Source organism: Streptomyces sp. NPDC006743, from assembly GCF_040703815.1.
Classification (GTDB): domain Bacteria; phylum Actinomycetota; class Actinomycetes; order Streptomycetales; family Streptomycetaceae; genus Streptomyces.
Genome location: NZ_JBEYJA010000004.1, coordinates 264,864 through 288,932 on the forward strand (window position 1 = coordinate 264,864; position 24,069 = coordinate 288,932).

A 24,069-nucleotide genomic window follows, 5' to 3' on the forward strand; every position below is an offset into this window, starting at 1 on the left:
GCGAGCGACGCGCCTCACACCATTCCCCCGCGGCGCCGACTACCGCTATGGTCCCCGTCGGTGGAACGAGGTCCCTCGTGCCGCCATGCCCTCGGGGGGAGGGAAGGAACCCGAAACGATGCCCGTGCCCGTACCGCGGCAGCGAGAGACACCGGCCGCGGAGAGCGGTCCGGCGCAGACCGTGCTCCACGGCGGCGGCCCCTCCGCAGCACAGGCCCCGCACGGGGAAGCCACCCGAGCCACGGAACCCACGAAAGCCCCGGAGGAGACCGCGAAGGACACCACGGCCGAGAAGGACGACCGCACCGCGGGCCACCCCGCCCACGGCACGAACCTCACGCTGCTGCTGATCGAGGACGATCCCGGCGGCTCCCCGATCGTGCCCGAACTGCTCGACGCGGCCGGCAAGCCGATCCGCGTCCGCACGGCCCGCAACCTCACCGAGGCCTCGCGGCTGCTCACCGACGACGTCCACTGCATCCTGCTGGACCTCGCGCTCCCGGCCCCCGGCCGGTCCGGCGCCGGAACCGGTGCCGGAGCGGCCGGTGACGACGACGAGCTGGCCGTCCTCAAGCACGTGCTGGAGCTCGCGCCCCGGCACGCCGTGCTCGCGCTCACCGCGTCCGGAGACGCCGAGCGCGGCGCCCAGGCGGTGCGCGTCGGCGCCCAGGACTACCTGCTCCGCGACGAGCTGGACGGGCCGCTGCTGAGCCGGGCCATCCGGTACGCGGTCGAGCGCAAGCGCTCCGACACGGCCGAGCGCCGGCTCGCCGAGGGCCGGCTGCGCGCGCAGGAGAACCGCCGTCTGGAGCGCGGCCTGCTGCCGACGCCCCTGCTGGACGGTTCGACGCTGCGGTTCGCCGCCCGCTACCGTCCCGGACGCTCGCGCGCCCTGCTCGGCGGCGACTTCTACGACGCCGTCCGCACCCCCGACGGCACCGTGCACGCCATGATCGGCGACGTCTGCGGGCACGGCCCGGACGAGGCGGCGCTCGGCGTGGAGCTGCGCATCGCCTGGCGGGCCCTGACGCTCGCCGGGCTGTGCGGTGACGAGCTGCTGAACACGCTCCAGCAGGTGCTGGAGCACGAGCGGGCCGACGACGAGATCTTCGCGACGCTGTGCACGGTGGACATCGCGCCGGACGGGCGCCGCGCGGGCCTGTGCCTGGCGGGCCACCCCTCGCCGCTGGTCATCACGCCGGGCCTGCCGGCCAGGCTGCTGCCGTACGACAACAACGGCCCCGCGCTCGGTCTGCTGCCCGGCGCCCGCTGGCCCCGCACCCAGGTGGAGCTGGGCGCCGAGTGGAGCCTGATGCTCTACACCGACGGCCTGATCGAGGGCCGGACGGGCCAGGACGGCGAACGGCTCGGCCAGGACGGCATGCTGGAACTGGTCCGCCGCCAGCTCGGCCAGGGCCTGCGCGGCGAGGACCTGCTGCGGGAGGCGGTCAACGAGGTCCGCGCCCTCAACGGCGGTGAACTCACGGACGACGTGGCGGTCGTCCTGCTCGACCGGGAGCCGTGACACTCGACCGGGAGCCGTGACAGCGGTACGGCGTGGGGGCCGCTGTCCGAGGCGGGGGCCTCGGCCGGGGCGCGCGGGCGGGCTCACCCGGGAGCGGCAGAGGCGGCGGCCGGCCGGGGAGCCGTAGGCGCGGCACCGGGGAGGCCTTGAGCGTCGTAGGCGCCGAAGCGGTCGTGGGTGCGGGCCGCCCGAGCGGTCGTGCGGAGCAGGCGTGGGCGTCGTACGCCGGAGGCAGTCGCGGGCGCGGGCCCCCGGACCCCCGCTTCGCGCGCGCCGCGCTCGCAGGCGCCGTACGCGCGCCGCGCCCGAAGGCGGGTGCTACCGGCCGCCGTTGTACGGCCCGTACGGACCGTCGCTGCTGCTGCCGCCGCGCCGACGGCCCCAGCCGCCGCCACCGCCGGAGACCTGCTTGAGCGCGGGCCGCACGTCCACGATGTAGACGATGCTCGCGATCACGCCGATGATCGGCAGGAACGACAGGATCGAGAACAGGTAGCTCACCACGAGCGCCAGGCCGAGGATGATCAGCCAGAACACCTTGTTCTGCTTGTCGGCGGCGCGGAACGCGTCCTCGCGCCGGATCGCGGCGTCGCACAGCCCGAACGCGGCCAGGACCATGAGCAGGATCTTGAGGATCCCCAGGAACCCCGCGAAGCCCAACATCAGCATGCCGTCCACCGCCCCTTCTCTCCGACGCCTACGCCGCCACCGTACCCGGAGAACGGGCCGGGCACCCCAAGGGTTGCCCGGCCCGTCCGGCGTGCGGTCCTCACTTCGCGGGCGGCGTGGTCTTCTTGGCCGCGGGGGCGGTGGGCGTGGTCCGGCGCGTGGCCGGGGTCTTCCTGGCGGGCGCCTTCTTCGCCGCCGGCGCGGCCTTGGCCCCGGCGGACTTCTCCTCGCTCACCACGACCGGCTCGGTCCTGGGCCGGGCCTTGCGGGGGGCGGCCTTGGGCTCGACCGCGACGGCGAGTTCCTCGACGTCCTCGGCGATGTCCTCGATGCCCTCGGCGGCCTGGCCGCGCCAGGTCCGTACCGCGTGCTCGCCGTGCTCGGCGACCTTCTCGTAGGTCTCGCGGGCCTTCACGGCGTACTCGGCGGCGACGCCGACCCCGCGCAGGGCGAGGTCCTGGGCGCTCTCACCGAGCTTCTTCAGGTCGGCGTCGAAGTTCGTGCTGAGCTTCTTCAGGTCGGAGTCGAGCGAGTTCAGGAACTCGCCGACCCGGGACTGGACGGTCGCCTGCGTCTCCTTGACGCGGGCGCCGGCCTCCTTGGCGCGGGCGGCGGCCCGCTCCTGGACGGCCTTCGGGTCGGTGTTGCGCACGGCGTCGATGCGGGCCGGGGCCTCGGCGGCGAGCTGCTCCACCAGGGCGGGCACCTTCCTGGCCTGACGCAGGGCCAGGTCCGCGGTGCCGGCGGCGAAGTAGAGGGGGGTGGGGTCGCTGAGGGTCTTGCGCAGGTCGTCGGCGATGGCCATGGTGATGATCCTCCCGGATCGCTTTCGGCTGAGGGTTGTGGTGTGCCGCGGTGCACCGGCCGCCGGGCCCTTGCGGGCTCCGGGATCAGCCGGCCGCCTCCCGCGGATCGGTGTCGCTGCCGCCGGACGCGGCGCTGGGGCGCCCGGCGGCACCGGGGCGGCCGCCGTCCCGCGCGGGAGCGGCGGCGGACCGTATGGTGCCGTGGCCGGCGCCGTTGCCGCCGTGACCGTCACCGGGGCCGTCGGCACCGCCTGGTTCCCCGGCCCCGCCGGTGTCCCCGGCGCCGTCCGTGCGGCCGGTCTCGTCCCTGCTGCCCGTCCTGCCGGGCCCGAACCCGTTCTCCTTGCGGAAGGACTCGTAGATCTGGAGCAGCACCTGCTTCTGCCGCTCGTCGAGCGTGGGGTCGGCCAGGATGACGGCGCGTGTCTCGACTTCGTCGCGGTCCCGCTCGGCGTCGAGGATGCCGGCCCGCACGTACAGCGTCTCGGCGGAGATCCGCAGCGCCTTGGCGACCTGCTGCAGCACCTCCGCGCTCGGCTTGCGCAGCCCGCGCTCGATCTGGCTCAGGTACGGGTTGGACACCCCGGCGGCATCGGCGAGCTGCCTGAGCGACAACTGCGCGTTGCGCCGCTGCTCGCGCAGGTACTCACCGAGATTGCCGACGTTGAGCGAGGCCATGTCTCCACCATGCACCACCCTCGCTAACAATTGCAAGCACACTGCTTGCAAGAGTGCGCTCCCGTGTCGCCCCTCAGCGGACCGGGCCCGCCTCCTCGTAGCCCTGCTCCTCCAGGATCGCGTCGATGCGGGAGCGGTGGGCCGCTTCCCAGTCGTCCAGGGACTGGGCGGCCTCCGCGGCGAGCTTCGCGCGGGCGGCCGGCAGGATCTTTGCGGCACGGGCGGCCGGGACGGTCACCACGCCCTCCTCGTCGGCGACGACCACGTCCCGCGCCGCGACGTGGACGCCGCCGCAGCGCACCCGCTCGTTCAGGGGCCGCACGGCGGACTTGCCACCGGGGACCGGGACGACGCCGCGGGCGAAGACGGGGAAGCCCAGCGCCCGCACCTCCGCGAGGTCACGGATCAGGCCGTCGGCGACGAACGCGGCGATACCGCGGCGCTGCGCGACGGCGCACACGTTGCCGCCGGCGAGGGCGTGGTCCAGGTCGCCGGACTCCACGACGATCACCGATCCGGGCGCGGCGCGGTGGACGGCGGCGTGCAGCATGAGGTTGTCGCCGGGCGGACAGCGCACCGTGAAGGCCGGCCCGGCCACGCGCGGCACCGGCTGCCACAGCGGGCGGATCCCGATGTCCATGACGTGCTCGCCGCCCAGCAGGTCGGCGAGCGTGGTGGTGGGGATCTCCCGGAAACCCGCGGCGGAAGTCTCTGAATCGGCCATGCGTACGACCCTAGTGCGCCGAAAGGCTGTTGCCCCAGGGGCGAAGGCGCGGCTACGTTCTCCCGTATGACTGCCGGGTCGGCCTTGGGCCGTGAGCGAGTTGGGTGCCCGGCCTCCGGGTGAGGTCCGCGCGGGCGAGGAGCCCGCCGTTTTCTCCGCGTCTTCCGCACAGCACACGCACCGCGGCGCCCCACGGCGCCCCGTGCCAGAAGCCCGCCAGAGAAAGCAGACACCGCCGAGCATGCCCAACGACTTCAACCGTCGTGTCATCGACGAGTTCCGCGCCCGCCGGGGCCGCCTTTCCGGCCCCTTCGAGAACGCCCGCCTGCTCCTCCTGACCACCACCGGGGCGCGCAGCGGCGACCCGCACACCACCCCCGTCGCCTATCTCCCCGACGGCGGTGACCGTGTGCTGGTCATCGCCTCGGCGGGCGGCTCCCCCCGGCACCCGGACTGGTTCCGCAACCTGCTCGCCCGGCCACGCGCCACCGTGGAGGCCGGCGCGTTCACCTACGAGGCACGGGCGGTCGTCCTGACCGGCGAGGAACGCGACCGCGCCTTCGCACGGGCGGTGGAGGGCGACCCCGGCTGGGCCGCCTACCAGGCGAAGACCGAGCGGATCATTCCCGTGGTCGCCCTGTACGAGGTCGAGCGCCCGGGCCCGCCGCACGTCAACGCCTCCTCGCCCGGCGAGGCGATCAAGGTGGTCCATGACGCGTTCCGCCGCGAACTGGCCCTGATCCGGCAGGAATTGGCTTCCGGCAAGGGTGGCACCCTGGGGGCGCAGTTGCGCGTCAACTGCCTCACCTTCTGCCAGGGACTGCATCACCACCACGCCGGGGAGGACACGGCCCTCTTCCCGTTCCTGGCCGGGCGGCACCCTCGGTCGGCCCCGGTGCTGGACCGGCTGCGCGAGGAGCACGAGCGGATCGCCGTCCTGGTGGAACGGCTGCGGCGGGCGGTCTCCGCCGACGGGACGGCGGAGGGCGCCCGCGCCGAGGCGGTCCGTCTGACGGAGGAGCTGGAGGCCCACCTGGACCGCGAGGAGGAGCAGTTGGTGCCGCTCCTCGACGCCGCCACCCGCACCACCTGACCCGTCCCACCCCGGGGACGCCGTCCGGCCCCCTGTCCGGTCACGGGCGGGTCAGGGGACCGGGTCGCCCCGCCCCGCCGGATCGCCCCGCCGGGCGCCGTGGGTGCGGTGCCAGCGGGTGAGGGCGGCCACGACGGCGGCCGGGGCGGGCACGGACTCCAGGGCCAGCGGGTGCGCTGCGGCCGCCAGGACGCGGTGCAGCTTCCCGCCCAGCGCCGTGAGGGTGCGCCGGTCGGGCAAGGGTCCCGTGCCCAGGGCCAGCGCCGTCCGGATGACGTCGGTGAAGACCGACTGGACCTTCTTGAAGCCGACGAGCAGTTCCAGGTCGTGCTCCCAGCCGCGGGAGCTGCCGGGGCGGACGGCCTCCGCGGTCCGGCACCAGGCCTGCGTCATCCGGCGTGCCTGCCACCGCGGGTACCGCATCAGGTAGAGGTGGGTGGCGAGGTCGTAGAGCGGATCGCCGAGCATGGCCAGTTCCCAGTCGATCGTCCACAGCCGGTGTTCCGCGTCGACGATGAAGTTCTCCCGGTGCAGATCGGCGTGCAGCAGGCAGAAAGGGCGCTCGCGCAGCCCCTTCAGGTGCTTGCGCAGCCGTTCGAACGCCTCTCCGTCGATCCGCAGGTCCGCGAAGAGTTGCCCGAAGCCGGCGAGGTTGCGGGCGTAGACGCGCTCCTCGGCGAAGCGCACGAGCCGTTCGAGGAACGCGGCGGTGTCCCCGTCGGCCGGCCGGTCGGCGGCCTCGCAGCGGCGCTCGACGGCGAGCGTGCCGGGCGTCACCGCGATCAGCTGGCCGAACAGTCCGACGATCTGGCCGAACAGCCCGCCCGGCACGGCGTTCCCGGACGGGCACAGCGCGCCGAGGGTGCGGCCCTCGATGAACCGCTGCAGGCCGATGCCGCCGGCTTCGAGAAGCTCCGGGATCCGGCCGATCCGGCCCTGCAGGGCCGCCAGCAGCTGCTCCTCGGAGGCGAAGCAGCGCCGGTCGAACCAGAGCAGGTCGCTGCGCGGCTCCCGGCACTTCCACCGCCCCGGACGCAACGCCCCCAGCTCGCCCGTCAGCGGGAAGGCGTACGTCTCGTGGTGGTACCCCTGCAGCGGCCCTTCGACCCGGCTCGGGTCACCGCTCGCCTCGACGGCGTGCAGCCGGGCGCGGGAAGCCGGTCCGGGGGAGCCGGGCACGGGCGGACCCGGTGGGGGTGAACCGGTCCCGGCCGGGCCTGATGCGGACGGACCGGATGCGGACGGACCGGGCTCGGGCGCCTCCAGTCCGAGTGAAGCAAGTTCGAGCGGCATTGCCCGTTTCTTTCGCCTTGAGCCCCCCGGGAGGGTCGCACCCGGCCGCGGGGCGGGCCCCGCGGGGGGTGCCGAAGTGGGAACACGCTACTCCGACCTCGCCACGGAGGGTGACCCGAACCTCCCGGGCCTCACCCCGCGTCGCACCGGCGCGGGACCGGGCCCGGGCGGTGCGCCGGGGTCTCAGGCGGGGCGCACGGCCGCCAGCAGGTCGCTCAGGGTCCGTACGACCGTCCTCGCGCCGGCCTCCTCCAGCAGGCGCGCCTTGTGCTCGTTGCGGGCGTAGCCGAGGAAGTGCACGCCCGCCCGCCGGGCGGCCTCCAGGTCGGTGGGGGTGTCCCCGATCATCAGGGCGGTGGAGGGGGCCGCCCCCATGGCGCTGAGCGCGCGGTGCAGGCAGTGCGGGTCGGGCTTGAGGTGCCGCAGCTCGCCGGTCCGGCCGTACAGGTGCGGCTGGAAGCAGGGCAGCAGGCCGCGCCCCTGGAGGTAGGCGCGCACCACCACCGGTGAGTTGTTGCTGGTGACGGCCGGCCGGGCGCCGACCGCGGTCCAGGTGCGGATCAGCGGGTCGGCGTACGGGGTCGGCATGGCCGTGACCGCCGCCTTCAGCTCCTCCTGGGTGAGGCGCTCCTCCAGCTCCGTCACCAGGTCGCTGCGCGGGCGCCGGCGGTCCACCGCGCGCAGCAGGGCGTGCGGGTCCAGCGGCTCCCGGTCCTCGTCGCTCAGCAGCCCGTGCAGGCCCTGCTGTCCGAGCCAGTCGAGCAGGCCGTGCGCCACCCGCTGGGCTGAGTGGCCCGCGAAGAGGCGGCAGATCGGGCCGTCGAAGTCCCAGAGGACCACCTGCGTGCGGGAGACCAGCTCCCGCAGCGCCCGCATCCCCGGCTGCGTCGTGTCAGAAGTCACTAGGAGAGTGTCAGGTCCGTGGTGATGGTTTCCCAGAGGGCGTCGAACCACTTCTGGGATTCGGTGACGAACGCGGCGTCGCGCTGTCCGGCCCGTTTGAGGAAGGAGAAGAGCAGCGACTGGGAGCCGAGGACGTCGTACATGTCCAGGGTCTCGTCGCCCCAGTCCTCCTCGCGCCGGGTGAGCGTGTAGTAGCCCAGGAGGGCTTCCTCGTCGCCCAGCAGGTAGAGCTTGACCGGCGGGGTGAAGGGCAGCGCGCGGAAGGTGACCCGCACGTCGATGCCGTGGGTGGCGCGCAGCGACATCAGGTTGTGCCGCAGCACCTGGCCCTGCGCGTTGCGCATGGCGAGCCAGCGCTGGTGGACCACGTCGTCCTCGCCGCGGCCCGCCACGGGCACCGGGAAGGCCAGCGCGATGTTCCTGGACGGCACCAGGACGCGGACGTCGACGGCCTCGGGGCGTATGCGGCCCTCGTGGATCAGCCGGAGCGGCTCGCCCATGGCCAGCATCAGCGTCTCCGCGGTGTGGGAGACGACGTCTATGCGCACCCGGCGGTTCGTGAACGCCTCCGTCAGCCGGGGGGCGAGCGCGACCATGGTCGGCTGCGGTTCCTCCCGCGCGGGGGCGGCGTCGGCGATCCTGGGCGGGCTGCCCTTGCTGACGTTGCTGAGCAGCCCGTCGCCCTGCAGGGCCCGCAGCGCCTGGCGCACGGTGCCGCGCTCCACCCCGAACTCCTCGGCGAGTTCCGCCTGGGTGGGCAGGCGGTCGCCGGGTTTCAGCTCGCCCGCGCGGATCCGCTCGCGCAGGGCGTCGGCGATCTCCTGCGGAGAGTTCCTCCGGCTGCCGTCCACGGCCAGGTTCTCTTGGGTCACAACCAAACGCTACAACTTCGATTCACTTGGCGGGAGTTGTTCTAGATCTGTTTCGAACACTCACCAAGTGGGGACAACTGAAGGTAAGTTGGCTGCCAACTTGAGCGAGTTGGCGATAGAAGGGGGAATCGCCGTGCCTGTCCTCGCCCTCCTGTCCGCCCTCTTCGTCGTCGGTTTCGAGCAGATCGTCCAGTGGAAGTACGGCGCGACGGGCCTCGTGGGCCTGCTGCTGCTCACCGTCGGCACCAAGGCCAAGAGCCCCGCCCTCAGCTCCGCCGGCGCGGTCGTCCTGGCGATGCTGGTCGCGGGGCCGGCCCTGTGAGCGGCCCCGCCGGGGAGCACCTCAGCTCGTGAGCACCAGCTCCGAGCTGATCGTCTCCCACAGCGCGTCGAACCAGACGTGCGACTGCTGGACGAACGCCGTGTCGCGCGGCCCGGCGCCCTCCGTGAAGGAGAAGAGCATCGACCGGGTGCCCTGCGCGTCGTAGAACTGGAAGGGCTCGTGGTCGATCTCCTCCTCACGGCGCCCCACCGTGTAGTACGCGAACAGCGCCTCCGCGCCGTTGAGCAGGTAGAGCTTGACCGGCGGGGTGAAGGGCAGCGCGCGGAAGGTGACCCGCACGTCGATGCCGTGGGTGGCGCGCAGCGACATCAGGTTGTGCCGCAGCACCTGGCCCTGCGCGTTGCGCACGGCCAGCCAGCGCGTGCGCAGCCGGTGATCCGGCGCGCAGGGGTCGACCGGCGCGGGGAAGGCCAGTTCGATGTCCCGGCTGGGCAGCAGCACCCGCACGTCGACCTTGGCCGGTTTCAGCCGCCCCGCGTGGATCTGCCGCAGCGGCTCGCCCATGGCCAGGGTCAGCGAGACGGCGGTCAGGCACAGCGCGTCGATCTCCACGTGGGGGGCGGTGAAGGCGGCGGCGACACAGGGCGCGAGCGCCGCCGTGGTGGGCAGCGGCGGGGCGGCGGGGCCGGTGAGGACCCGTTCCGGGAGGGCCGCGACGGTCGCCGGGCTCCCTTTGGTCACATGGGTGAGCAGGTGCTCCGACTGGAGGATGCGCAGGGCCTGCCGGACGGTCCCGCGCTCGACGCCGAACTCGGCAGCCAGCACGGCCTGCGTGGGCATGCGCTCACCCGGACGCAGCAGACCGGTCCTGATCCGCTGCCGCAGTTCGTCGGCCACCTCGCGGTGTGACCTCTGGGGCCGCTGTGTCCTCTTCCGCCCACTGGCCAAGGCGTGTTCCGGGTCCACCACTGAACGGTACAACTTCTCGCCATCTTTGGGCAGTTCAGGGAAAGGTGGTTATGAGCCGCTTCCAAGCGGAGATAAGTAGAGAGAAGTTGGTGGCCAACTTGCCGCACATGGTCGAACCTTTGGCCGGTTGGTCCCACGGTGACACAGGGGGTACGTCGGACCGCGCTCCCCTCCGGAGGGGAGCCGGGAGCCCGGTCGGCGACACCGCACAGCCACAACCGAAGAGCGTCTCGAGCACCGCCACAACTGAAGACCGTCCCCATGGCACAGCCACAACTGAACATCACACTACGGATCGTCACCCCCGTCACGGTCACCGGCAGGAAGGAGCGTTCGGAACAGGTCCGGGCACCACGGCCGCCCGGACGTACGCAGCAGGGCGTCGGCCATCTCGGCGGCGCCCGCTCGTTCTTCCCGGACGCGGCCCGGCGCCGCGAGCCGGACCGCCGGCTCGTCACCCGGCCACAGCGGCGCCGGCACCCCGGCGGGCAGCGAAAGATCGGCGCTCCGCGTCGTCGGCGTGCAGGACACCCCGGCGGGCGGGGCCGCCGGGCCGGCCGGCGGCCCTCTCAGATGAGCAGGTCGTCCACCTGGGCCTCGCCCTCGCGGTAGCGGCGGGCGATCTCCGCGCTGCAGCCGTCGGCCGTGTGCTGGAGCTGGTGGCGGCGGCGGGAGACCTGCTGCTCGTACCGGACGAGCCGGCCCATCGCCGCGCCCAGTTCGAGGTCGGTGCGGGCGTCGAGGTCCGACAGCTCGACCTCGGCGAGCATCTGTGCGGACAGCCGCCGGTACTCCTCCCCCTGCGGGGTGCCCAGCGTCAGGTGCCGGGCCGAGGAACGCTGGCGGGCGGGCGCGTCCCGGAGGATCTCCGCGAGCCGTTCGACGACGGACGCCCCGCCGTCCTCCACGGCGGGCGCGGGTCCGGCGCCGTCCCCGCCGGGCGCCGTCCGCGCCCCGCCGCCCCGCCGGGCCAGCTCCGCGCGCAGGATGTCGATCCGCCCCTGGAGCAGCCGCCGTACGTAACTCAGGTCCGCCTCGTCCCGTTGGGCCCTGCGGCGCAGGGCGCGCAGTTCGGGCAGGCTCAGCACCGTCAGGTCGGGCTCGGCCGGCTCCATGGCCAGCAGTGGGTCCACCACGGGTGCCTCCGGTAGCCCCTCGGTGCTCGCGGGCCGGTCCGCGGCGGGCGGCGGATCCGACGGCAGCGGCGGGCTGTCGGTGCGCTGCACCGGCGGCCGGTGGGCGATGGTCTCCGCGACCGCCGTGCCGAGGGGCGGGACCGCCCCGGGCTGCGGTTGCGGCTCGGTACTCGATGTGCTCATGCGCCTCAACCGTCCCCTCGACCGGCGCGTACGGAAGCATCGTGCCACCCGGAGTGGCCGGTATGTGACCGAGTGCCCCCGATCAGCCCCGGATGGGGGGTTACGAAGCATAAAGAAGCACGATATGGACGTCGGGCCAAAGGCCGCGGCGGCGCCCGGCATGATGGTCGGCATGCGTGCAGTGGTGCAGAGAGTGGATGGCGCGAGCGTCGTCGTGGAGGACCGGACGGTGGGGGCCATCGAGGGCGAGGGGCTGTGCGTCCTCGTCGGGGTCACCCACGAGGACACCAAGGAGAAGGCGGCGCAGCTCGCCCGCAAGCTGTGGACGCTCCGCATGCTGCAGGACGAGAGGTCGTGCAGCGACACGGGCGCCCCGCTGCTGGTGATCAGCCAGTTCACGCTCTACGGCGACGCCCGCAAGGGCCGCCGCCCCACCTGGAACGCCGCCGCGCCCGGCGAGGTCGCCGAACCGCTGGTGGACGAGGTGGTCGCCCAGCTCCGCTCGCTGGGCGCGACGGTGGAGACGGGCCGTTTCGGCGCGCGGATGCGGGTGTCGCTGACGAACGACGGCCCGTTCACCGTCCTGCTGGAGATCTGAGCCGCGGGTGCGGCCGCCCGGCTACGGCTCCACGACCACTTCCTGCGCCGCCGCCGTGTCCCCGGCCATGAGCCGGGCGTCCACGGGGACGTTCCGCTTGACCAGGGCCAGGGCGACCGGGCCCAGTTCGTGGTGGCGGGCGGACGTGGTGATCACGCCGATCCGGCGGCCGTCGGGGCCCTCGTCGGCGAGGCGGATCTCCGTGCCGTGCGCCGGCAGGTGCACCTCGCTGCCGTCGAGGTGCAGGAAGACCAGACGCCGCGGCGGCTTGCCCAGGTTCTGCACCCGGGCCACGGTCTCCTGACCGCGGTAGCAGCCCTTCTGCAGGTGGACGGCGGTGCCGATCCAGCCCAGCTCGTGCGGGATGGTGCGGTGGTCGGTCTCGAAGCCGAGCCGCGGCCGGTGCTGCTCGACGCGCAGCGCCTCGTGGGCGAGGAGCCCGGCGGGCGGGCCGCTGCGCGCCGCGTACGGCTCCAGCTCGGCGCGGGGCAGGAACAGATCGCGGCCGTAGGCGGTCTCGCGGACGACGGTGCCCTCGGGTACCTCGGCGATCGAGCCGGCCGGCAGGTGCACCACGGCGACGTCGGCGGTGCGGTCGGCGACCTCGACCCGGTAGAAGAACTTCATCGACTCCAGGTAGGCGATCAGCGCCTCCTGGGTGCCGGGCTCCACATGGGCCCAGACCGTCTCACCGTCGTCGACCAGGTAGAGCGCGTGTTCGATGTGACCGTTCGCGGAGAGGATCAGCGCCTCGGTGGCCCGGCCGGCCGGCAGGTCGCTGACGTGCTGGGTGAGCAGCAGGTGCAGCCAGCTCAGCCGGTCCTCGCCGGAGACGGTGACGACACCGCGGTGCGACAGGTCGACGAAACCGGTGCCGTCCGCGAGCGCGCGCTGCTCGCGGAACAGGTCGCCGTAGTGTGCGGCGACGCCTTCGTCCACGCCCTCGCCGGGGACGGCACCGGGCAGCGACAGCAGGGGGCTCTTCATACGGGCAAGCCTACGACGTGCCCGGCGTGCCCCCCGGGGAGCGGTCCCGGCCGGAACAGTCCTTGCACCGGCCGAAGATGGCGAAGTGCTTCATGTCGGTGTCGAACCCGAACTGCCGGCGCAGCTTGGCCGTGAACTCGGCCGCCACCTCGACGTCGGCCTCGATGACGTTGTCGCAGTCGCGGCAGACGAGGTGGAGGTGGTGGTGGCGGTCGGCCAGGTGGTAGGTGGGGGCGCCGTGGCCGAGGTGGGCATGGCTGACCAGGCCCAGTTCCTCCAGCAGCTCCAGCGTCCGGTAGACGGTGGAGATGTTGATCCCCGACGCCGTCTTCCTCACCTCGCCGAGGATGTCGTCGGGGGTCGCGTGCTCCAGGGTGTCCACGGCTTCGAGCACGAGCTGACGCTGCGGCGTCAGCCGGTAGCCGCGCTGCCTGAGATCGCTCTTCCAGTCGGTGCTCACCACACCGCAGAGTCTAGGGTCTTTCGTTCGGATCAGGCCGGATCAGGGAGCGGGATCCGGGACCGTACGCCGCGAGGCGGGGCAGGGCGGCATCGCGGAGGCGCGGCAACCGACGACGCCGCCAGGTGCGGCCCCCGGACCCCGCGAGCCCGGCACGCGGCCCGGACGAGAGGCCCTGGGCCGCCCAGGGGCGCCCCGGACTACTTGAAGAAGGCGATGCCGTCGTCGGGCAGGTCGTCCGGGAGGGCCTTGGCCCAGCGCTCGACCTCCTCCGGGGTGACGACCTTCTTCAGGTGGGCCGACATGTAGGGGCGCAGCTCGACCTCGGGGGTCTGCTTCTCGCCGACCCACATCAGGTCGCTCTTGACGTAGCCGTACAGCCGCTTGCCGCCGGAGTAGGGGGCGGAGGCGGCGGTGCGGGCCACGGTGTCCGTGGCCAGGTCGATCTGCGGCTTCTTGTCGGCCAGCTCGCCGTACCAGACCTCGATGACGCCGTCGTCGCGGACCATCGTGACCTCGACCTTGCGGCTGTCGTCGATCCGCCAGAAGCCGGACTCGGACTCCAGCGGCCGTACCTTGTTGCCGTCGTTGTCCAGCACCCAGGTGTGCGAGTGGTACTCCAGGAAGTCCCGGCCGTCGTGGGTGAAGCTGACCTCTTGGCCGAAGTTGCACTTCTGCGCCCCGGGGAAGTCGTGCACACCGGCACCGGCCCAGTCGCCGAGCAGGAAGGCGAGGGGGACCAGGTCCTTGTGGAGGTCGGACGGGATCTCGATCATGAGCGGTGGCTCCCGGACGTCGTCAGCGCTGGCCCTGGTACAGCTTCTTCACGGTCAGGTAGGCGAAGGCGAGGACGCCGACGCAGACCAGGACCAGCAGGGTTTCGAAGAACATCTCCACGGGGTGCTCCTTGTCGAGCGCGGTGCGGTACGTACGTACACAGGGCCGGGCCCCAGCTTAGTCGGCCCGGGCCCGGCCCTCTTGGTGAGGTGCTCCCTCACCCGCTCAGCCGAGCAGTTCGCTCTGCAGCGTCACCGTCTGCTGGAACGGCACGGCGGCCGCGGAGCCCTTGCGGGACTGGACGACCAGGGCGAGGACGTCCCCCGCGCGGAGGTAGGCCTGGCGGACCTGCTCGGCGCCGTAGGGCTTGGCCTCCACGTAGGCGACGCGGTCGACGCCGTCCACCCGGGAAGCGGTCGGGAAACGGTTGTCGAAGACGGACCGCTCGACGCCCGCCAGCTCGTACCCGGGGCCGCCGGACTGGGAGAGCCCGCTGTCGTACAGGTGCTGCACGACGGCCGCGGTGTCGAACTGCAGCAGGTAGATCCGCGTACGCGTGCCGTCCGGCGTGGTCCAGCCGCGGGCGGCGACGTGCCGCAGACCGTGGTCGGTCAGCTGCTGCCCGAACTTCTCGCGGTCCTGCGAGCGCGCGTACACGGCGAGGAAGTCCTTCGTCGCCAGCCAGCCGTCGGAGCCCCGCAGCGCCGTGTCCTCGCGGGCGCCGTGCGGCGCGGGCAGCACCAGGGCGCGCAGGTCGGCGTAGTGCGCGCCGGCGGTGTTGTTCGAGGCGTCCCGGGCGAGGCTGCCGGACGGCAGCGGCGGCTTGACGACCGGCGGGTAGTCCCAGCGGCCGTCGGACGCGGTGGCGAGACCGGGGAGGTCCGTACGGTCCGCGCGGGTGATGCCGTACGCGGTCCCGGCGCCGGCCACCGCGAACACGACGACGGCGGCGGTCCACCGCAGCAGGGCCCGGAGCCGGGGTCGGTCCCTGCGGGCGGGCGGGGGCGGTGCGGTGAGCGCGGGCGCGGGGTCCGTGGCCGGCGGCGGGGGCGCGGCCGGTGGTTCGGGAGGAGTGCCCTTCACGCTCTGCCCGGCCGTCGCTTCGGTGGTCTGCTCGGTCATACCGCCTGCCCCGATCCCTTGATGCGGTCGAGCTGCTTGCGGAACATCCGGGCCGCGTCCTCGGTGTCCAGCGGTTTGACCGCCTGCATGGTCGCGCTGACCAGGACGTCGTCCTCGTACCCTGAGCAGATCATGGCGTCGAGCTTCTCCTCGGAGTCCGCGGGCGGCAGGAAGCACCGGGCGTTCTTGTGCCCCTCGATCTTCGGACCGGCGCGGAAGATCCTCAGCGTCTCGAAGAACTGCTGCTGGTAGCCGGCGATGGAACGCACGGTCCTGCTGCTGCCCATCCGGGAGAGCACGATCTGGACGGTGTAGGCCTTTTCCGCGTAGGAGCTGACGCCGACCGCGGCACCGTCGTTGATGTAGCTGCGCATCACCATGCCCTTGACGTGCTGCTTGTCGATCTCCTTCGCCAGCTGCCGCCGCTGGGAGCGGGGCAGGTTGCGCAGCGCGTCCTTGCGCAGCTGGGTGGCCTGCGCGCCGCTCAGCTCGGCGTCGTTCCCGAACTCACCCATGTCGGGACCGCGTACGAATTCCTGGGTCCCGTAGGGCAGCAGCATCGCCTTCAGACCGGTGGCCGGGGCCGGACGCTGCTCGGCGGCGGACTTCGGCAGGCGCCAGACCGGAGCGCCGGGGTCGCGGTCGGCGGCGCGCACGGTGGTGACGGTGTAACCGGTGCCGCCGACGAGCGCGACGAGCAGCACGACGCACCCGGTGATGACGCCCGCGCGGCGGCGGCGCGGTGCGGGCACGGGTGCGGGGCCGGAGGCGGGAGCGGGGGCCGGCACGGACGACTGGTCCGGCTGGTCCGACTGGTTCGGCTGGTTCTCGTTCACAGCCGTCCCATCTGCCGCTGAGCCAGACTCATGATCTCCTTCTTGGTGATCGGCTTGGTGTCGTAGACGTAGATCTCCATCACGATGTCGCCGCGCCAGGCGTGGGCCTCGGCCTCGTACATCGGCAGGTATCCCGGCTTCCGGTGGGGCTCGGTGGCCGTGTACGCCATGCCGGAGCCGGTGCCCGGGATCGGCCAGTGGTGGCCGTGGATCTCCCGCTGCGCCCAGTACATCGCGCCGACGGCCTGGCCCGCGGCGGTCAGTTCCTCTTCCTGGCGGTACTGCGCGAGACGGATCTCGACCTCATGGGTGTCGCCCGTCTCCCACCTGGTGCCGACCGCCCGCCGGAAATCGTCCGAGAGGTCGTTGCCGAACGCCTTGTCCGGCTTGGTGAACTCGTGCGCGTACTCCGTGAGGCTCATCCAGCCGTCGCCGTTCACGCCGTACGGATCGTCCCGGGCCCCCTTCGGCCGGTCGACCAGCAGCTTGCGCAGGTCGCCGTCGGTCTTCACCCGGCGGTCCTGCGCGGCGGACAGCGGTTCCACCTCGCCCTTGGCCTGCTCGACCACCGGCTGGGAGAGCGGCGGGAGCGGGGTGGGCTCGCGGCCCGCCTGGACGACGTAACCCGTGCAGGTGCCGGCGACCACGCCGAGCACGGCCGCGGCGGCGACGAGCAGCGCGGTACGCCTGAACCGGCGCGGTGGTGCCTGCGGCGTGACCCCCGGAACCTCCGTACCCCCCTCGGGCGCGGAAATCGGTCTTTCCGGTACTTCCAAGACGTGCCCCCACAGAACATGAAGCGCGCCTTCCGTATGCGCGCTGCACAGGAGACCCCCTGGCGGCACCCGCGGTTGTAAAGGAGTTGATTACGATTCGGGCATGGCGAAGAAGCTCGTGATCAAGGTGACGGCCGGTGCGGACTCCCCCGAGCGGTGCTCGCAGGCGTTCACGGTCGCGGCGGTGGCCGTGGCCAGCGGGGTGGACGTGTCCCTGTGGCTGACCGGGGAGTCGTCCTGGTTCGCGCTGCCCGGCCGGGCGGCCGGGTTCGAGCTTCCGCACGCCGCCCCGCTGCCCGACCTGCTCGATTCCGTCCTCGCGGCCGGCCGCGTCACCCTGTGCACGCAGTGCGCGGCCCGCCGGGACATCACGGAGAAGGACGTGATCGAGGGCGTGCGCATCGCGGGCGCGCAGGTCTTCGTGCAGGAGGCGCTGGGCGAGGAGACGCAGGCGCTCGTCTACTGAGACGGCCGGGTGGGCGGGCGGCGAGGGCGGCGCCGCTCAGCGGGGGCCCCGGTCAATGGCGCTTCTTGCCGTCCAGCTCGTCCCACCACTCGTCGGACTTCGGGTCGCCGGACGGGTCGTCCCACCAGCGGTCGTCCGGGCCGCGCCGGTTGGCCACCATGGCGGCGACCGGCGGGATGACCATGGCGAACAGGCACATGCCGACGGCGGCCGGCACCGACCAGATGCGCACGACCCCCCACGCCAGGACGAACAGCGTGATGCAGGTGCCCATCATGGCGAAGTAGGCGTGGCGGCGCCGTGCGTACATACCTCCAGGGTAGTTCCGCGCCCCCCTGGGCGGCGGATGCGCGGACAGGCCGGAGGGCCGCACCCCCGGCGTCCAACCCCGGGGTACGGCCCTCCGCGTGCTCGGCGGTCTCAGACCGCGATCGCGACCTCCGCGAGCCCGCCCTGCCGGGCGACCACCGTACGGTCCGCGCTGGCGCCGGGGACCAGCGCGCGCACGGTCCAGGTGCCCTCCGCGGCGTAGAAGCGGAACTGGCCGGTGGCGGAGGTCGGGACCTCCGCGGTGAACTCGCCGGTCGAGTCCAGCAGGCGGACGTAGCCCGTCACCGGCTCGCCGTCACGCGTCACCTGCCCCTGGATCGTCGTCTCACCGGGCTTGATCGTCGAGGCGTCGGGGCCGCCGGCCTTCGCTCCACACATGGCGTACTCCTGAAGAGAGGTCTTGAGAGGTCGGTACGGTCGGGTCCGTCTTACTTGCCGGAGCCCAGCTCGATCGGCACGCCCACCAGGGAGCCGTACTCGGTCCAGGAGCCGTCGTAGTTCTTGACGTTCTCCACGCCCAGCAGCTCGTGCAGGACGAACCAGGTCAGGGCGGAGCGCTCACCGATGCGGCAGTAGGCGATGGTGTCCTTGGCGAGGTCCACGTCCTCGTCGGCGTAGAGGGCCTTCAGCTCCTCGTCCGACTTGAAGGTGCCGTCGTCGTTGGCGTTCTTCGACCACGGGATGTTCTTCGCGGAGGGGACGTGGCCCGGACGCTGCGACTGCTCCTGCGGCAGGTGGGCCGGGGCGAGCAGCTTGCCGGAGAACTCGTCGGGCGAGCGCACGTCGACCAGGTTCTGCGCGCCGATGGCCTTCACCACGTCGTCGCGGAAGGCGCGGATGGAGGTGTCCTGCGGCTTGGCCTTGTAGTCGGTCCTCGGGCGCTCGGGCACGTCGGTGCCGTCGACCAGCTCGCGGGCGTCCAGCTCCCACTTCTTGCGGCCGCCGTCGAGGAGCTTGACGTTGTCGTGGCCGTAGAGCTTGAAGTACCAGTAGGCGTAGGAGGCGAACCAGTTGTTGTTGCCGCCGTAGAGGATCACCGTGTGGTCGTTCGAGATGCCCTTCTCCGACAGCAGCTTCTCGAAGCCGGCCTGGTCGACGAAGTCACGGCGGACCGGGTCCTGGAGGTCGTCGGTCCAGTCGATCCGGATGGCGTTCTTGATGTGGTTCTTGTCGTACGCGGACGTGTCCTCGTCCACCTCGACGATGGCGATGCTCGGGTCGTCCAGGTGCTCCTGGACCCAGTCGGCGTCGACCAGGACGTCACTGCGGCTCATGCTCAATCTCCTCCGGGGCAGTTACGGCGGGGCGTGTGGGTGCGTGGCTGCGCGCTCGGGGTGCGAGCGGCGCACGGATGCCCTTCGAGCAGGGCGGCTGGGAGACGCGGAGCCTCGGGAGGGCTTCCGCTCAGAAGGGGCGACAGAGCATGGCGGCAACGCGGCACAGGTCCACTGCCCGCCGCTTCGTGAGATCCGCCTGTCGCCTCATGCCGTCGATCGTAGGGAGGGACAGGCGGCCATGTCACCGGCGTGTCGCATCATGAGACGGGATCGTCCGTGATGTGGGACGCGGGAGGAAACGGGGTAAGTCCGGGGCCGTCGGGGACCGTCCGTTCGCGGCGGCGCGGCTGTGGCGCGGACGGGGTGTCTCGCTCCTCGGACGTCATCGCGTGAGCCAACGGACGTCCATACGTGAGCTCACGGACATCGTCGCGTGAGCTCACGGACGTCACTGCGTGAGCTTGACGTGCGACCCCTTCACCGTGATCTGGACTCCGTCCTTCCCCGCCCGCACCGAGTCGAGCCTGATGCCTCCCGGCAGCTGGTCGAGTGCCTGCTGGAAGTCGGTGATGGCCCGCATCCGGCTCTCGGCGAACGCGAGGCCGGCCAGCTTGGGCATCCCGTCGGCCGTGACGCGCATCCTGTCGCCCTTGACCTCGATCGAACCCAGCACGTGGACCACCGGGAACGACGCGATCCGCACGGCCAGCCTGATCTTGCCGTCACCCCCGTCCGAGAGACCCACCACCTGTGCCTTGAGGCCGAAGCCGATGTCGGTCGGCGTCGACTTGGCGGCCTTCAGCAGCTCGTCGTAGGCGATGGTCGCGGTGCCGGTGGCGCGGGCGGCGGTGGCCGAGCGGTAGTCGCCGGAGAACTCCACGCCCCTCATGTCGGCCTTCAGGTCGTCGATACGGATCTTGTCGCCCTCGCCGGTGGCCGCCTCGTAGTCCTTGATGCCGACCTCGACGTCGTCCAGCTCACCGCCCGCCAGCTGGGTGAGGAACGGGAAGCCGTCGATGGACACGTCGGGAGTGCTCGCCAGGTGCTCCGTGCTGCGCAGCCGGTCGGCGACCTGGCCCTCGGCGAAGTGCACCGCGACGCGGTCGACCACCACGAACAGCACGCCCAGGACCACGACGACGATCAGCAGTACTCGCAGGGCGCGCATCGGGTGTTCCCCCACCTCGTCCGTCCGCGACGACCGGGCAGCCGTCCCTCGCGAGCGTAACCCCGCCCGGATGCGGGGCCGCGGGATTGTCGATCACCTGTGACAGCACCGGACGGCTCAGCCCAGCGCGCGCCCCAGCACCCACACCACCGGCGCCGCCGCCGACAGCGGCAGGGCGACCCCGGCCGTGAAGTGCACGAAGCGGGAGGGGTAGTCGTAGGCGGCCACACGGTGCCCGATCAGGGCACACACCGCGGCGCACGCCCCGAGCAGCGCGCCCTTGGCGCCCAGGCCCGTCATGCCGCCGACGGCGATGCCCGCGCCCGCCGCCGCGAGCAGCGCGACGACCACCGAGGCCGCGGCGGGCAGCGGCAGCGCACGCGCCAGGACGGCCACGGCGACCGCCGCCGCGCCCACCGCGACCGCGTCCGCGCCGCCCGCCAGATAGCCGGTCGCCAGGACCGCCAGCGCCGCCGAGGCGACGGTCGCCATAAGGCCGTACATCCGCTCGTCCGGGTCGGCGTGGGAGCGCAGCTGGAGGACGAGGGAGAGCAGCACCCAGACGCCGAGCGTGCCGAGGATCGCCGCGGGCGCGTGCTCGCGGCCCGCGCCGAGCACCGCCACGTCACAGACGAGCGCGCCCGCGAAACCGAGGGCGATGCCCTGCCGGGCGGGCCACATGCCGTTGAGCCGGAACCAGCCGGCCGCCGTCACCGCCTGGAGCACCACCAGCGGTACGAGCAGCGCGTACGTGCCGGCCTCGGCCGCACCGGCCAGCAGCAGCCCGAGCAGCGCCGTCAGCGCGGCGGGCTGCATGCCCGGGTCGATGATCGGCGAGCGGCCCTCGGCGCGGGCCCGCTGGGCGTCGGTGACCCGGGTGTTGCCGCCGATGGTGGCGGGACCGTAGGCGGGCTCGCCGGCGGCCGGGTCCTGCGGGGCGGAAGGGGCCGCGGGGGCGGTGGAGGCCGCGGGGGCCGCCGGGGCGGGGCCGGTGGGGGCGGGGCCGTCCGCGTAGGCCGCCGCCGGGTGCGGCTGCGGGCGGGCGTGCGGCTCGGGGTGGGCCTGCGGCTGCGGCTGGGGGTGGTCCAGCTGGGGCAGGTAGGCCGTCTGCGCCGCGGGTTCCGGGGTGGCGACGACCGGCTGGCCATGGGTCTGGGTGTCCCAGGTCTGGCCCTGCCACTGCTGGGCGGGACCGGCGTACGGATCGTCGTACGCCTCCTGCTGCCGGCCGGGCCACGCCTGGGGCTGGGGCTGGGGCTGGGGCTGGCCGTACGAGTACTGCTGCGGCTGGGCGTGCGCCTGCGGGTGGGCGGGCTGCTGCCCGTACTGCTGCTGGTGGGGCTGCTGGTGCTGCCCGGGGTGGTGCTGGTGATGCTGCTGATGCTGCTGGTGCTGGGCGGCGTAGGGGTCGTAGCCCTCGTACGCGCCCTGCCCCGAGCCGTCGTACCCGGAGCCCTCGTACGGCTGGTCGGTCATGCTCACCCTCCTGCGAACGGGGGGAGCACCTCGACCGTGCCGCCCTCGGTCAGCCGTACCGTCTCGTGATCGCGCGTTCCCACGGGGTCACCGTCGATGAGGAACGAGCAGCGCCGCAGGACGCGGACGAGTTCGCCGGGGTGCCGCTCGCGCACCGCGGCGAGCGCTCCGGCGAGCGTCTCCGCCTCGTACGGCTCCTCGGCGACCTGGGCCGCGGACTTCGCCGCCGCCCAGTAGCGCACCGTGACCTTTGCCATGCCGTTCCTCGAGTCACTCGGTAATGGACATGGTCAGGTTAGGCCCTCCCGGGAGATGGCCCAGCGTGCGATGCGGTGCAGGAGGGCCTCGGGGGCGGCGTTCTCGGCGTGGCCCATGCCCGTCTCCAGCCAGAGTTCGCCCTGGTCACCGGCGGCCGCGGCCAGCATCCGGGGGTGGTCGAGGGGGAAGTAGGCGTCCCGGTCGCCGTTCACGATCAGCAGCGGGGCGGGCGCGATGCGGGCCGCCGCCTCCACCGGGGAGAGCGGGACGGGGTCCCAGTCGCGGTGGTGGATCCGGGTGCGGAACGCGTACCGGCCGACCAGGCGGCCCTCGGGGCGCATGACCATCCAGTGCAATCGGCGCATGGGGGCGGTGCCCCGGTAGTACCAGCGCGCCGGGGCGCTCACGGACACCACGGCGTCCGGGTGCTCGGAGTGCTCAGAGTGCTCGGAGCGCTCCGGATGCGCCACCTCGCGCGCCGCCGTGCGCCCCTCGGCGCCTGCGCCTGCACCTGCACCTGCACCTGCGCCCGTGTGCGCTGCGATGCCGGTGCGGGGTGCGGTACCGGTCCGGGCTCCGGTGCCGGTCTCCGGCCGGTACAGCGCCGCGTGCCGCAGCACCACCGAGCCGCCCATGGAGAAGCCGACGGTCACCACGCGCGCGTGCCCGAGGCTCCGCGCCCACCCCACCGCCACCGCGAGGTCGAGCACCTCCCGGTCACCGACCGTCGACCGCCCGGTGGAGGCGCCGTGGCCGCGGAAGGAGAACGTGACCACGGCGCCATGGCGCGCGAACGCCTCCGCCACCCGGCGCACGTGCGGCCGGTCCAGGTCGCCAGTGAATCCGTGCGCGATCACGAACACGACGGACGGTGTCCCGGATGCCGTCCCCGTCACCGTCCCCGGCTCGTACAGCGCGTCGACCGCCACCCCGTCCGCCGTGCGCAGAAACCTCCTGACCCGGGCGGACGGTGCCGTCTCGGACTCCGGGACGATCGTCGAACGCGCCACATGACCTGCCGAATCCGAGCTCATGTCGGCTATTGTGCTGCGAAGAGGACTCGGGCAGTGAAGCCCCCGGGTCCTTTTGTGCTTTCGGCGGGCTTTGTATACGACGCGGGAAACCGCAGGTGTACGGGGCCTTCGGGGCACAGTGGCTCTTGGGTTCGTGCAAGGCCCGGGATCCGCGGCGGGTCCCAGGGCGCGGGATCCGCACCACAGACGAAGCGACGAACAGTGCCGCACACGTCCTCGCAGTGGACCCGAGGAGGAACCAGACGCCATGGACGAGCGAACCGTGCACGACCATACGACGACCCGGACAGGGGGGTCGCGATGAGTTCTCTGCTGCTCCTGACCAACGCACTCCAGCCGTCGGCGGAGGTGCTCCCCGCCCTCGGCCTGCTGCTGCACAACGTGCGGGTGGCCCCGGCCGAGGGGCCCGCGCTCGTCGACACCCCGGGCGCCGACGTCATCCTGATCGACGGGCGGCGCGACCTGCCGCAGGTGCGCAGCCTGTGCCAGCTGCTGCGCTCCACCGGGCCGGGCTGTCCGCTGCTCCTCGTCGTCACCGAGGGCGGCCTGGCGGCCGTCACCGCGGACTGGGGCGTCGACGACGTGCTGCTCGACACGGCGGGCCCCGCCGAGGTGGAGGCCCGGATCCGGCTGGCGATGGGCCGCCGGCAGCTCGTCGACGACGACTCGCCCATGGAGATCCGCAACGGCGACCTGTCCGTGGACGAGGCCACCTACAGCGCCAAGCTGAAGGGCCGGGTGCTGGACCTCACCTTCAAGGAGTTCGAGCTGCTCAAGTACCTCGCGCAGCACCCGGGCCGCGTCTTCACCCGTGCCCAGCTGCTCCAGGAGGTCTGGGGCTACGACTACTTCGGGGGCACGCGGACCGTCGACGTGCACGTACGGCGGCTGCGGGCCAAGCTCGGCCCCGAGCACGAGTCCCTGATCGGCACCGTGCGCAACGTGGGGTACCGGTTCGTCACCCCGGAGAAGCCCGAGAAGGCGGACCGCGCCGCGGACGAGAACAAGGGCGGGACGAGGACGGCCGGCCGCACCGGGCGCGGGACCGGCGAGGCCGGCGGCAGCGCCGCCACCGACGCCCCGGCCCGCGCGGAGGCGTGAGTGGAGGCGTGCGCGGGCACGGCAGGCTCGCGCGCCGGGCGTGAGGGCGCGAGGCGTGAGCGGGCGCGTGGGGCGTGCGGAGGCGTGAGCGGGCGTCGCATGCGTGAGCGGGCGTCGCAGAGCCGCGCGGAGGCGTGAGCGCAGCGGGCTCGCGCGCGAGGCGTTGCGGGGTGCGGGCGAGGCCTGGGAGAGGTGCGCCCGGAGGTGTCGGCGGCCCCGGAGGTCACGGGGCCGGCGGGCGCACCGTGCGGGCCTCGCGCCGGGGTCGC

At 73.0% G+C, this 24,069-nt stretch carries 29 protein-coding genes and 1 pseudogene; 6 read left to right on the plus strand and 24 right to left on the minus strand.

The genetic code is table 11. From position 1 onward, the window contains the following. The first annotated feature begins 118 nt into the window (after positions 1-118). Entirely contained in the window at positions 119-1,525 is a 1,407-nt protein-coding gene (locus ABZ719_RS05815; protein ID WP_366723959.1) for a SpoIIE family protein phosphatase, read from the plus strand. Between the two features lie 318 nt (positions 1,526-1,843). On the opposite strand, the gene ABZ719_RS05820 is transcribed toward ABZ719_RS05815, so the two are convergent. From ABZ719_RS05820 to ABZ719_RS05835, 4 genes are all read right to left on the minus strand, one after another. Next, positions 1,844-2,194: a DUF2516 family protein gene (locus ABZ719_RS05820; protein WP_037857283.1), complete on the minus strand. Its 351-nt coding sequence runs from the start codon at positions 2,192-2,194 to the stop codon at positions 1,844-1,846. 100 nt (positions 2,195-2,294) lie between these two features. Further along, positions 2,295-2,999: a hypothetical protein gene (locus tag ABZ719_RS05825; protein WP_366723960.1), complete on the minus strand. Its 705-nt coding sequence runs from the start codon at positions 2,997-2,999 to the stop codon at positions 2,295-2,297. 85 nt (positions 3,000-3,084) lie between these two features. Further along, positions 3,085-3,678 carry a helix-turn-helix transcriptional regulator gene (locus ABZ719_RS05830; protein ID WP_366723961.1) on the minus strand — a complete coding sequence of 198 codons (594 nt, stop codon included), beginning with the start codon at positions 3,676-3,678 and terminating at the stop codon, positions 3,085-3,087. A 73-nt stretch (positions 3,679-3,751) separates the two neighbouring features. Next, positions 3,752-4,402 (minus strand): RraA family protein, encoded by a 651-nt coding sequence (locus ABZ719_RS05835; RefSeq protein WP_366723962.1) that lies wholly within the window; start codon positions 4,400-4,402, stop codon positions 3,752-3,754. Positions 4,403-4,643: 241 nt separating this feature from the next. Between ABZ719_RS05835 and ABZ719_RS05840 the strand changes: the two genes are divergently transcribed. Beyond that, complete coding sequence (locus ABZ719_RS05840; protein ID WP_366723963.1) at positions 4,644-5,495, plus strand: nitroreductase/quinone reductase family protein; 852 nt, start codon at positions 4,644-4,646, stop codon at positions 5,493-5,495. Positions 5,496-5,546: 51 nt separating this feature from the next. On the opposite strand, the gene ABZ719_RS05845 is transcribed toward ABZ719_RS05840, so the two are convergent. From ABZ719_RS05845 to ABZ719_RS05855, 3 genes are all read right to left on the minus strand, one after another. Then, complete coding sequence (locus ABZ719_RS05845; protein ID WP_366723964.1) at positions 5,547-6,674, minus strand: phosphotransferase; 1,128 nt, start codon at positions 6,672-6,674, stop codon at positions 5,547-5,549. Positions 6,675-6,971: 297 nt separating this feature from the next. Further along, positions 6,972-7,742 (minus strand): HAD-IA family hydrolase, encoded by a 771-nt coding sequence (locus ABZ719_RS05850; protein ID WP_366723965.1) that lies wholly within the window; start codon positions 7,740-7,742, stop codon positions 6,972-6,974. Further along, positions 7,691-8,569, minus strand: a complete 879-nt coding sequence (locus tag ABZ719_RS05855) for a GntR family transcriptional regulator (RefSeq protein WP_366723966.1) — start codon at positions 8,567-8,569, stop codon at positions 7,691-7,693. The genes ABZ719_RS05850 and ABZ719_RS05855 overlap by 52 nt, the downstream gene beginning before the upstream one ends. Positions 8,570-8,696: 127 nt before the next feature. On the opposite strand from ABZ719_RS05855, the gene ABZ719_RS05860 reads away from it, so the two are divergent. Then, positions 8,697-8,885 (plus strand): hypothetical protein, encoded by a 189-nt coding sequence (locus tag ABZ719_RS05860; protein WP_366724029.1) that lies wholly within the window; start codon positions 8,697-8,699, stop codon positions 8,883-8,885. Between the two features lie 21 nt (positions 8,886-8,906). On the opposite strand, the gene ABZ719_RS05865 is transcribed toward ABZ719_RS05860, so the two are convergent. From ABZ719_RS05865 to ABZ719_RS05875, 3 genes and pseudogenes are all read right to left on the minus strand, one after another. Next, positions 8,907-9,827, minus strand: a complete 921-nt coding sequence (locus ABZ719_RS05865; RefSeq protein WP_366723967.1) for a winged helix-turn-helix domain-containing protein — start codon at positions 9,825-9,827, stop codon at positions 8,907-8,909. Between the two features lie 276 nt (positions 9,828-10,103). After that, a pseudogene (locus ABZ719_RS05870) lies at positions 10,104-10,352 on the minus strand (hypothetical protein); the annotation flags it as partial. A gap of 32 nt (positions 10,353-10,384) precedes the next feature. Beyond that, on the minus strand, positions 10,385-11,134 hold the full coding sequence (locus ABZ719_RS05875; RefSeq protein ID WP_366723968.1) for a hypothetical protein: 750 nt from the start codon (positions 11,132-11,134) through the stop codon (positions 10,385-10,387). Between the two features lie 172 nt (positions 11,135-11,306). Between ABZ719_RS05875 and dtd the strand changes: the two genes are divergently transcribed. After that, a complete protein-coding gene (dtd, locus tag ABZ719_RS05880) occupies positions 11,307-11,732 on the plus strand; it encodes a D-aminoacyl-tRNA deacylase (RefSeq protein WP_366724030.1) in 426 nt (141 codons plus the stop codon). Positions 11,733-11,753: 21 nt separating this feature from the next. Here dtd and ABZ719_RS05885 read toward each other — a convergent pair whose 3' ends face one another. From ABZ719_RS05885 to ABZ719_RS05910, 6 genes are all read right to left on the minus strand, one after another. Then, positions 11,754-12,719: a folate-binding protein gene (locus ABZ719_RS05885; RefSeq protein ID WP_366723969.1), complete on the minus strand. Its 966-nt coding sequence runs from the start codon at positions 12,717-12,719 to the stop codon at positions 11,754-11,756. Positions 12,720-12,729: 10 nt separating this feature from the next. After that, positions 12,730-13,182 (minus strand): Fur family transcriptional regulator, encoded by a 453-nt coding sequence (locus ABZ719_RS05890; protein ID WP_366723970.1) that lies wholly within the window; start codon positions 13,180-13,182, stop codon positions 12,730-12,732. 197 nt (positions 13,183-13,379) lie between these two features. Beyond that, entirely contained in the window at positions 13,380-13,955 is a 576-nt protein-coding gene (locus ABZ719_RS05895) for an FABP family protein (protein WP_366723971.1), read from the minus strand. Positions 13,956-14,181: 226 nt separating this feature from the next. Then, the gene (locus tag ABZ719_RS05900; protein WP_366723972.1) at positions 14,182-15,078 is read right to left on the minus strand and encodes a hypothetical protein; all 897 of its coding nucleotides are present in this window, start codon (positions 15,076-15,078) and stop codon (positions 14,182-14,184) included. Beyond that, positions 15,075-15,914 (minus strand): hypothetical protein, encoded by an 840-nt coding sequence (locus ABZ719_RS05905; RefSeq protein ID WP_366723973.1) that lies wholly within the window; start codon positions 15,912-15,914, stop codon positions 15,075-15,077. The genes ABZ719_RS05900 and ABZ719_RS05905 overlap by 4 nt, the downstream gene beginning before the upstream one ends. Further along, complete coding sequence (locus ABZ719_RS05910; RefSeq protein WP_366723974.1) at positions 15,911-16,690, minus strand: hypothetical protein; 780 nt, start codon at positions 16,688-16,690, stop codon at positions 15,911-15,913. The genes ABZ719_RS05905 and ABZ719_RS05910 overlap by 4 nt, the downstream gene beginning before the upstream one ends. 103 nt (positions 16,691-16,793) lie before the next feature. Here ABZ719_RS05910 and ABZ719_RS05915 point away from each other — a divergent pair, with 103 nt between their 5' ends. Continuing rightward, positions 16,794-17,156 carry a DsrE family protein gene (locus tag ABZ719_RS05915; protein ID WP_366723975.1) on the plus strand — a complete coding sequence of 121 codons (363 nt, stop codon included), beginning with the start codon at positions 16,794-16,796 and terminating at the stop codon, positions 17,154-17,156. A gap of 52 nt (positions 17,157-17,208) precedes the next feature. Here ABZ719_RS05915 and ABZ719_RS05920 read toward each other — a convergent pair whose 3' ends face one another. From ABZ719_RS05920 to ABZ719_RS05955, 8 genes are all read right to left on the minus strand, one after another. Beyond that, positions 17,209-17,466 (minus strand): DUF3099 domain-containing protein, encoded by a 258-nt coding sequence (locus ABZ719_RS05920; protein ID WP_360967486.1) that lies wholly within the window; start codon positions 17,464-17,466, stop codon positions 17,209-17,211. Positions 17,467-17,576: 110 nt separating this feature from the next. Continuing rightward, entirely contained in the window at positions 17,577-17,864 is a 288-nt protein-coding gene (locus tag ABZ719_RS05925; RefSeq protein ID WP_366723976.1) for a DUF1416 domain-containing protein, read from the minus strand. 50 nt (positions 17,865-17,914) lie between these two features. Next, positions 17,915-18,760: a sulfurtransferase gene (locus tag ABZ719_RS05930; RefSeq protein ID WP_366723977.1), complete on the minus strand. Its 846-nt coding sequence runs from the start codon at positions 18,758-18,760 to the stop codon at positions 17,915-17,917. Between the two features lie 130 nt (positions 18,761-18,890). Next, on the minus strand, positions 18,891-18,971 hold the full coding sequence (locus ABZ719_RS05935) for an Ms5788A family Cys-rich leader peptide (RefSeq protein WP_351055874.1): 81 nt from the start codon (positions 18,969-18,971) through the stop codon (positions 18,891-18,893). A gap of 240 nt (positions 18,972-19,211) precedes the next feature. After that, positions 19,212-19,931 carry a DUF2993 domain-containing protein gene (locus ABZ719_RS05940; RefSeq protein ID WP_366723978.1) on the minus strand — a complete coding sequence of 240 codons (720 nt, stop codon included), beginning with the start codon at positions 19,929-19,931 and terminating at the stop codon, positions 19,212-19,214. A gap of 117 nt (positions 19,932-20,048) precedes the next feature. Further along, positions 20,049-21,407 (minus strand): hypothetical protein, encoded by a 1,359-nt coding sequence (locus ABZ719_RS05945; RefSeq protein ID WP_366723979.1) that lies wholly within the window; start codon positions 21,405-21,407, stop codon positions 20,049-20,051. Positions 21,408-21,409: 2 nt separating this feature from the next. Next, positions 21,410-21,664 (minus strand): MoaD/ThiS family protein, encoded by a 255-nt coding sequence (locus tag ABZ719_RS05950; protein ID WP_366723980.1) that lies wholly within the window; start codon positions 21,662-21,664, stop codon positions 21,410-21,412. 33 nt (positions 21,665-21,697) lie between these two features. Continuing rightward, positions 21,698-22,699: an alpha/beta hydrolase gene (locus ABZ719_RS05955; RefSeq protein WP_366723981.1), complete on the minus strand. Its 1,002-nt coding sequence runs from the start codon at positions 22,697-22,699 to the stop codon at positions 21,698-21,700. 300 nt (positions 22,700-22,999) lie between these two features. On the opposite strand from ABZ719_RS05955, the gene ABZ719_RS05960 reads away from it, so the two are divergent. Further along, on the plus strand, positions 23,000-23,800 hold the full coding sequence (locus tag ABZ719_RS05960) for a response regulator transcription factor (protein ID WP_366723982.1): 801 nt from the start codon (positions 23,000-23,002) through the stop codon (positions 23,798-23,800). Positions 23,801-24,069: the final 269 nt, after the last annotated feature.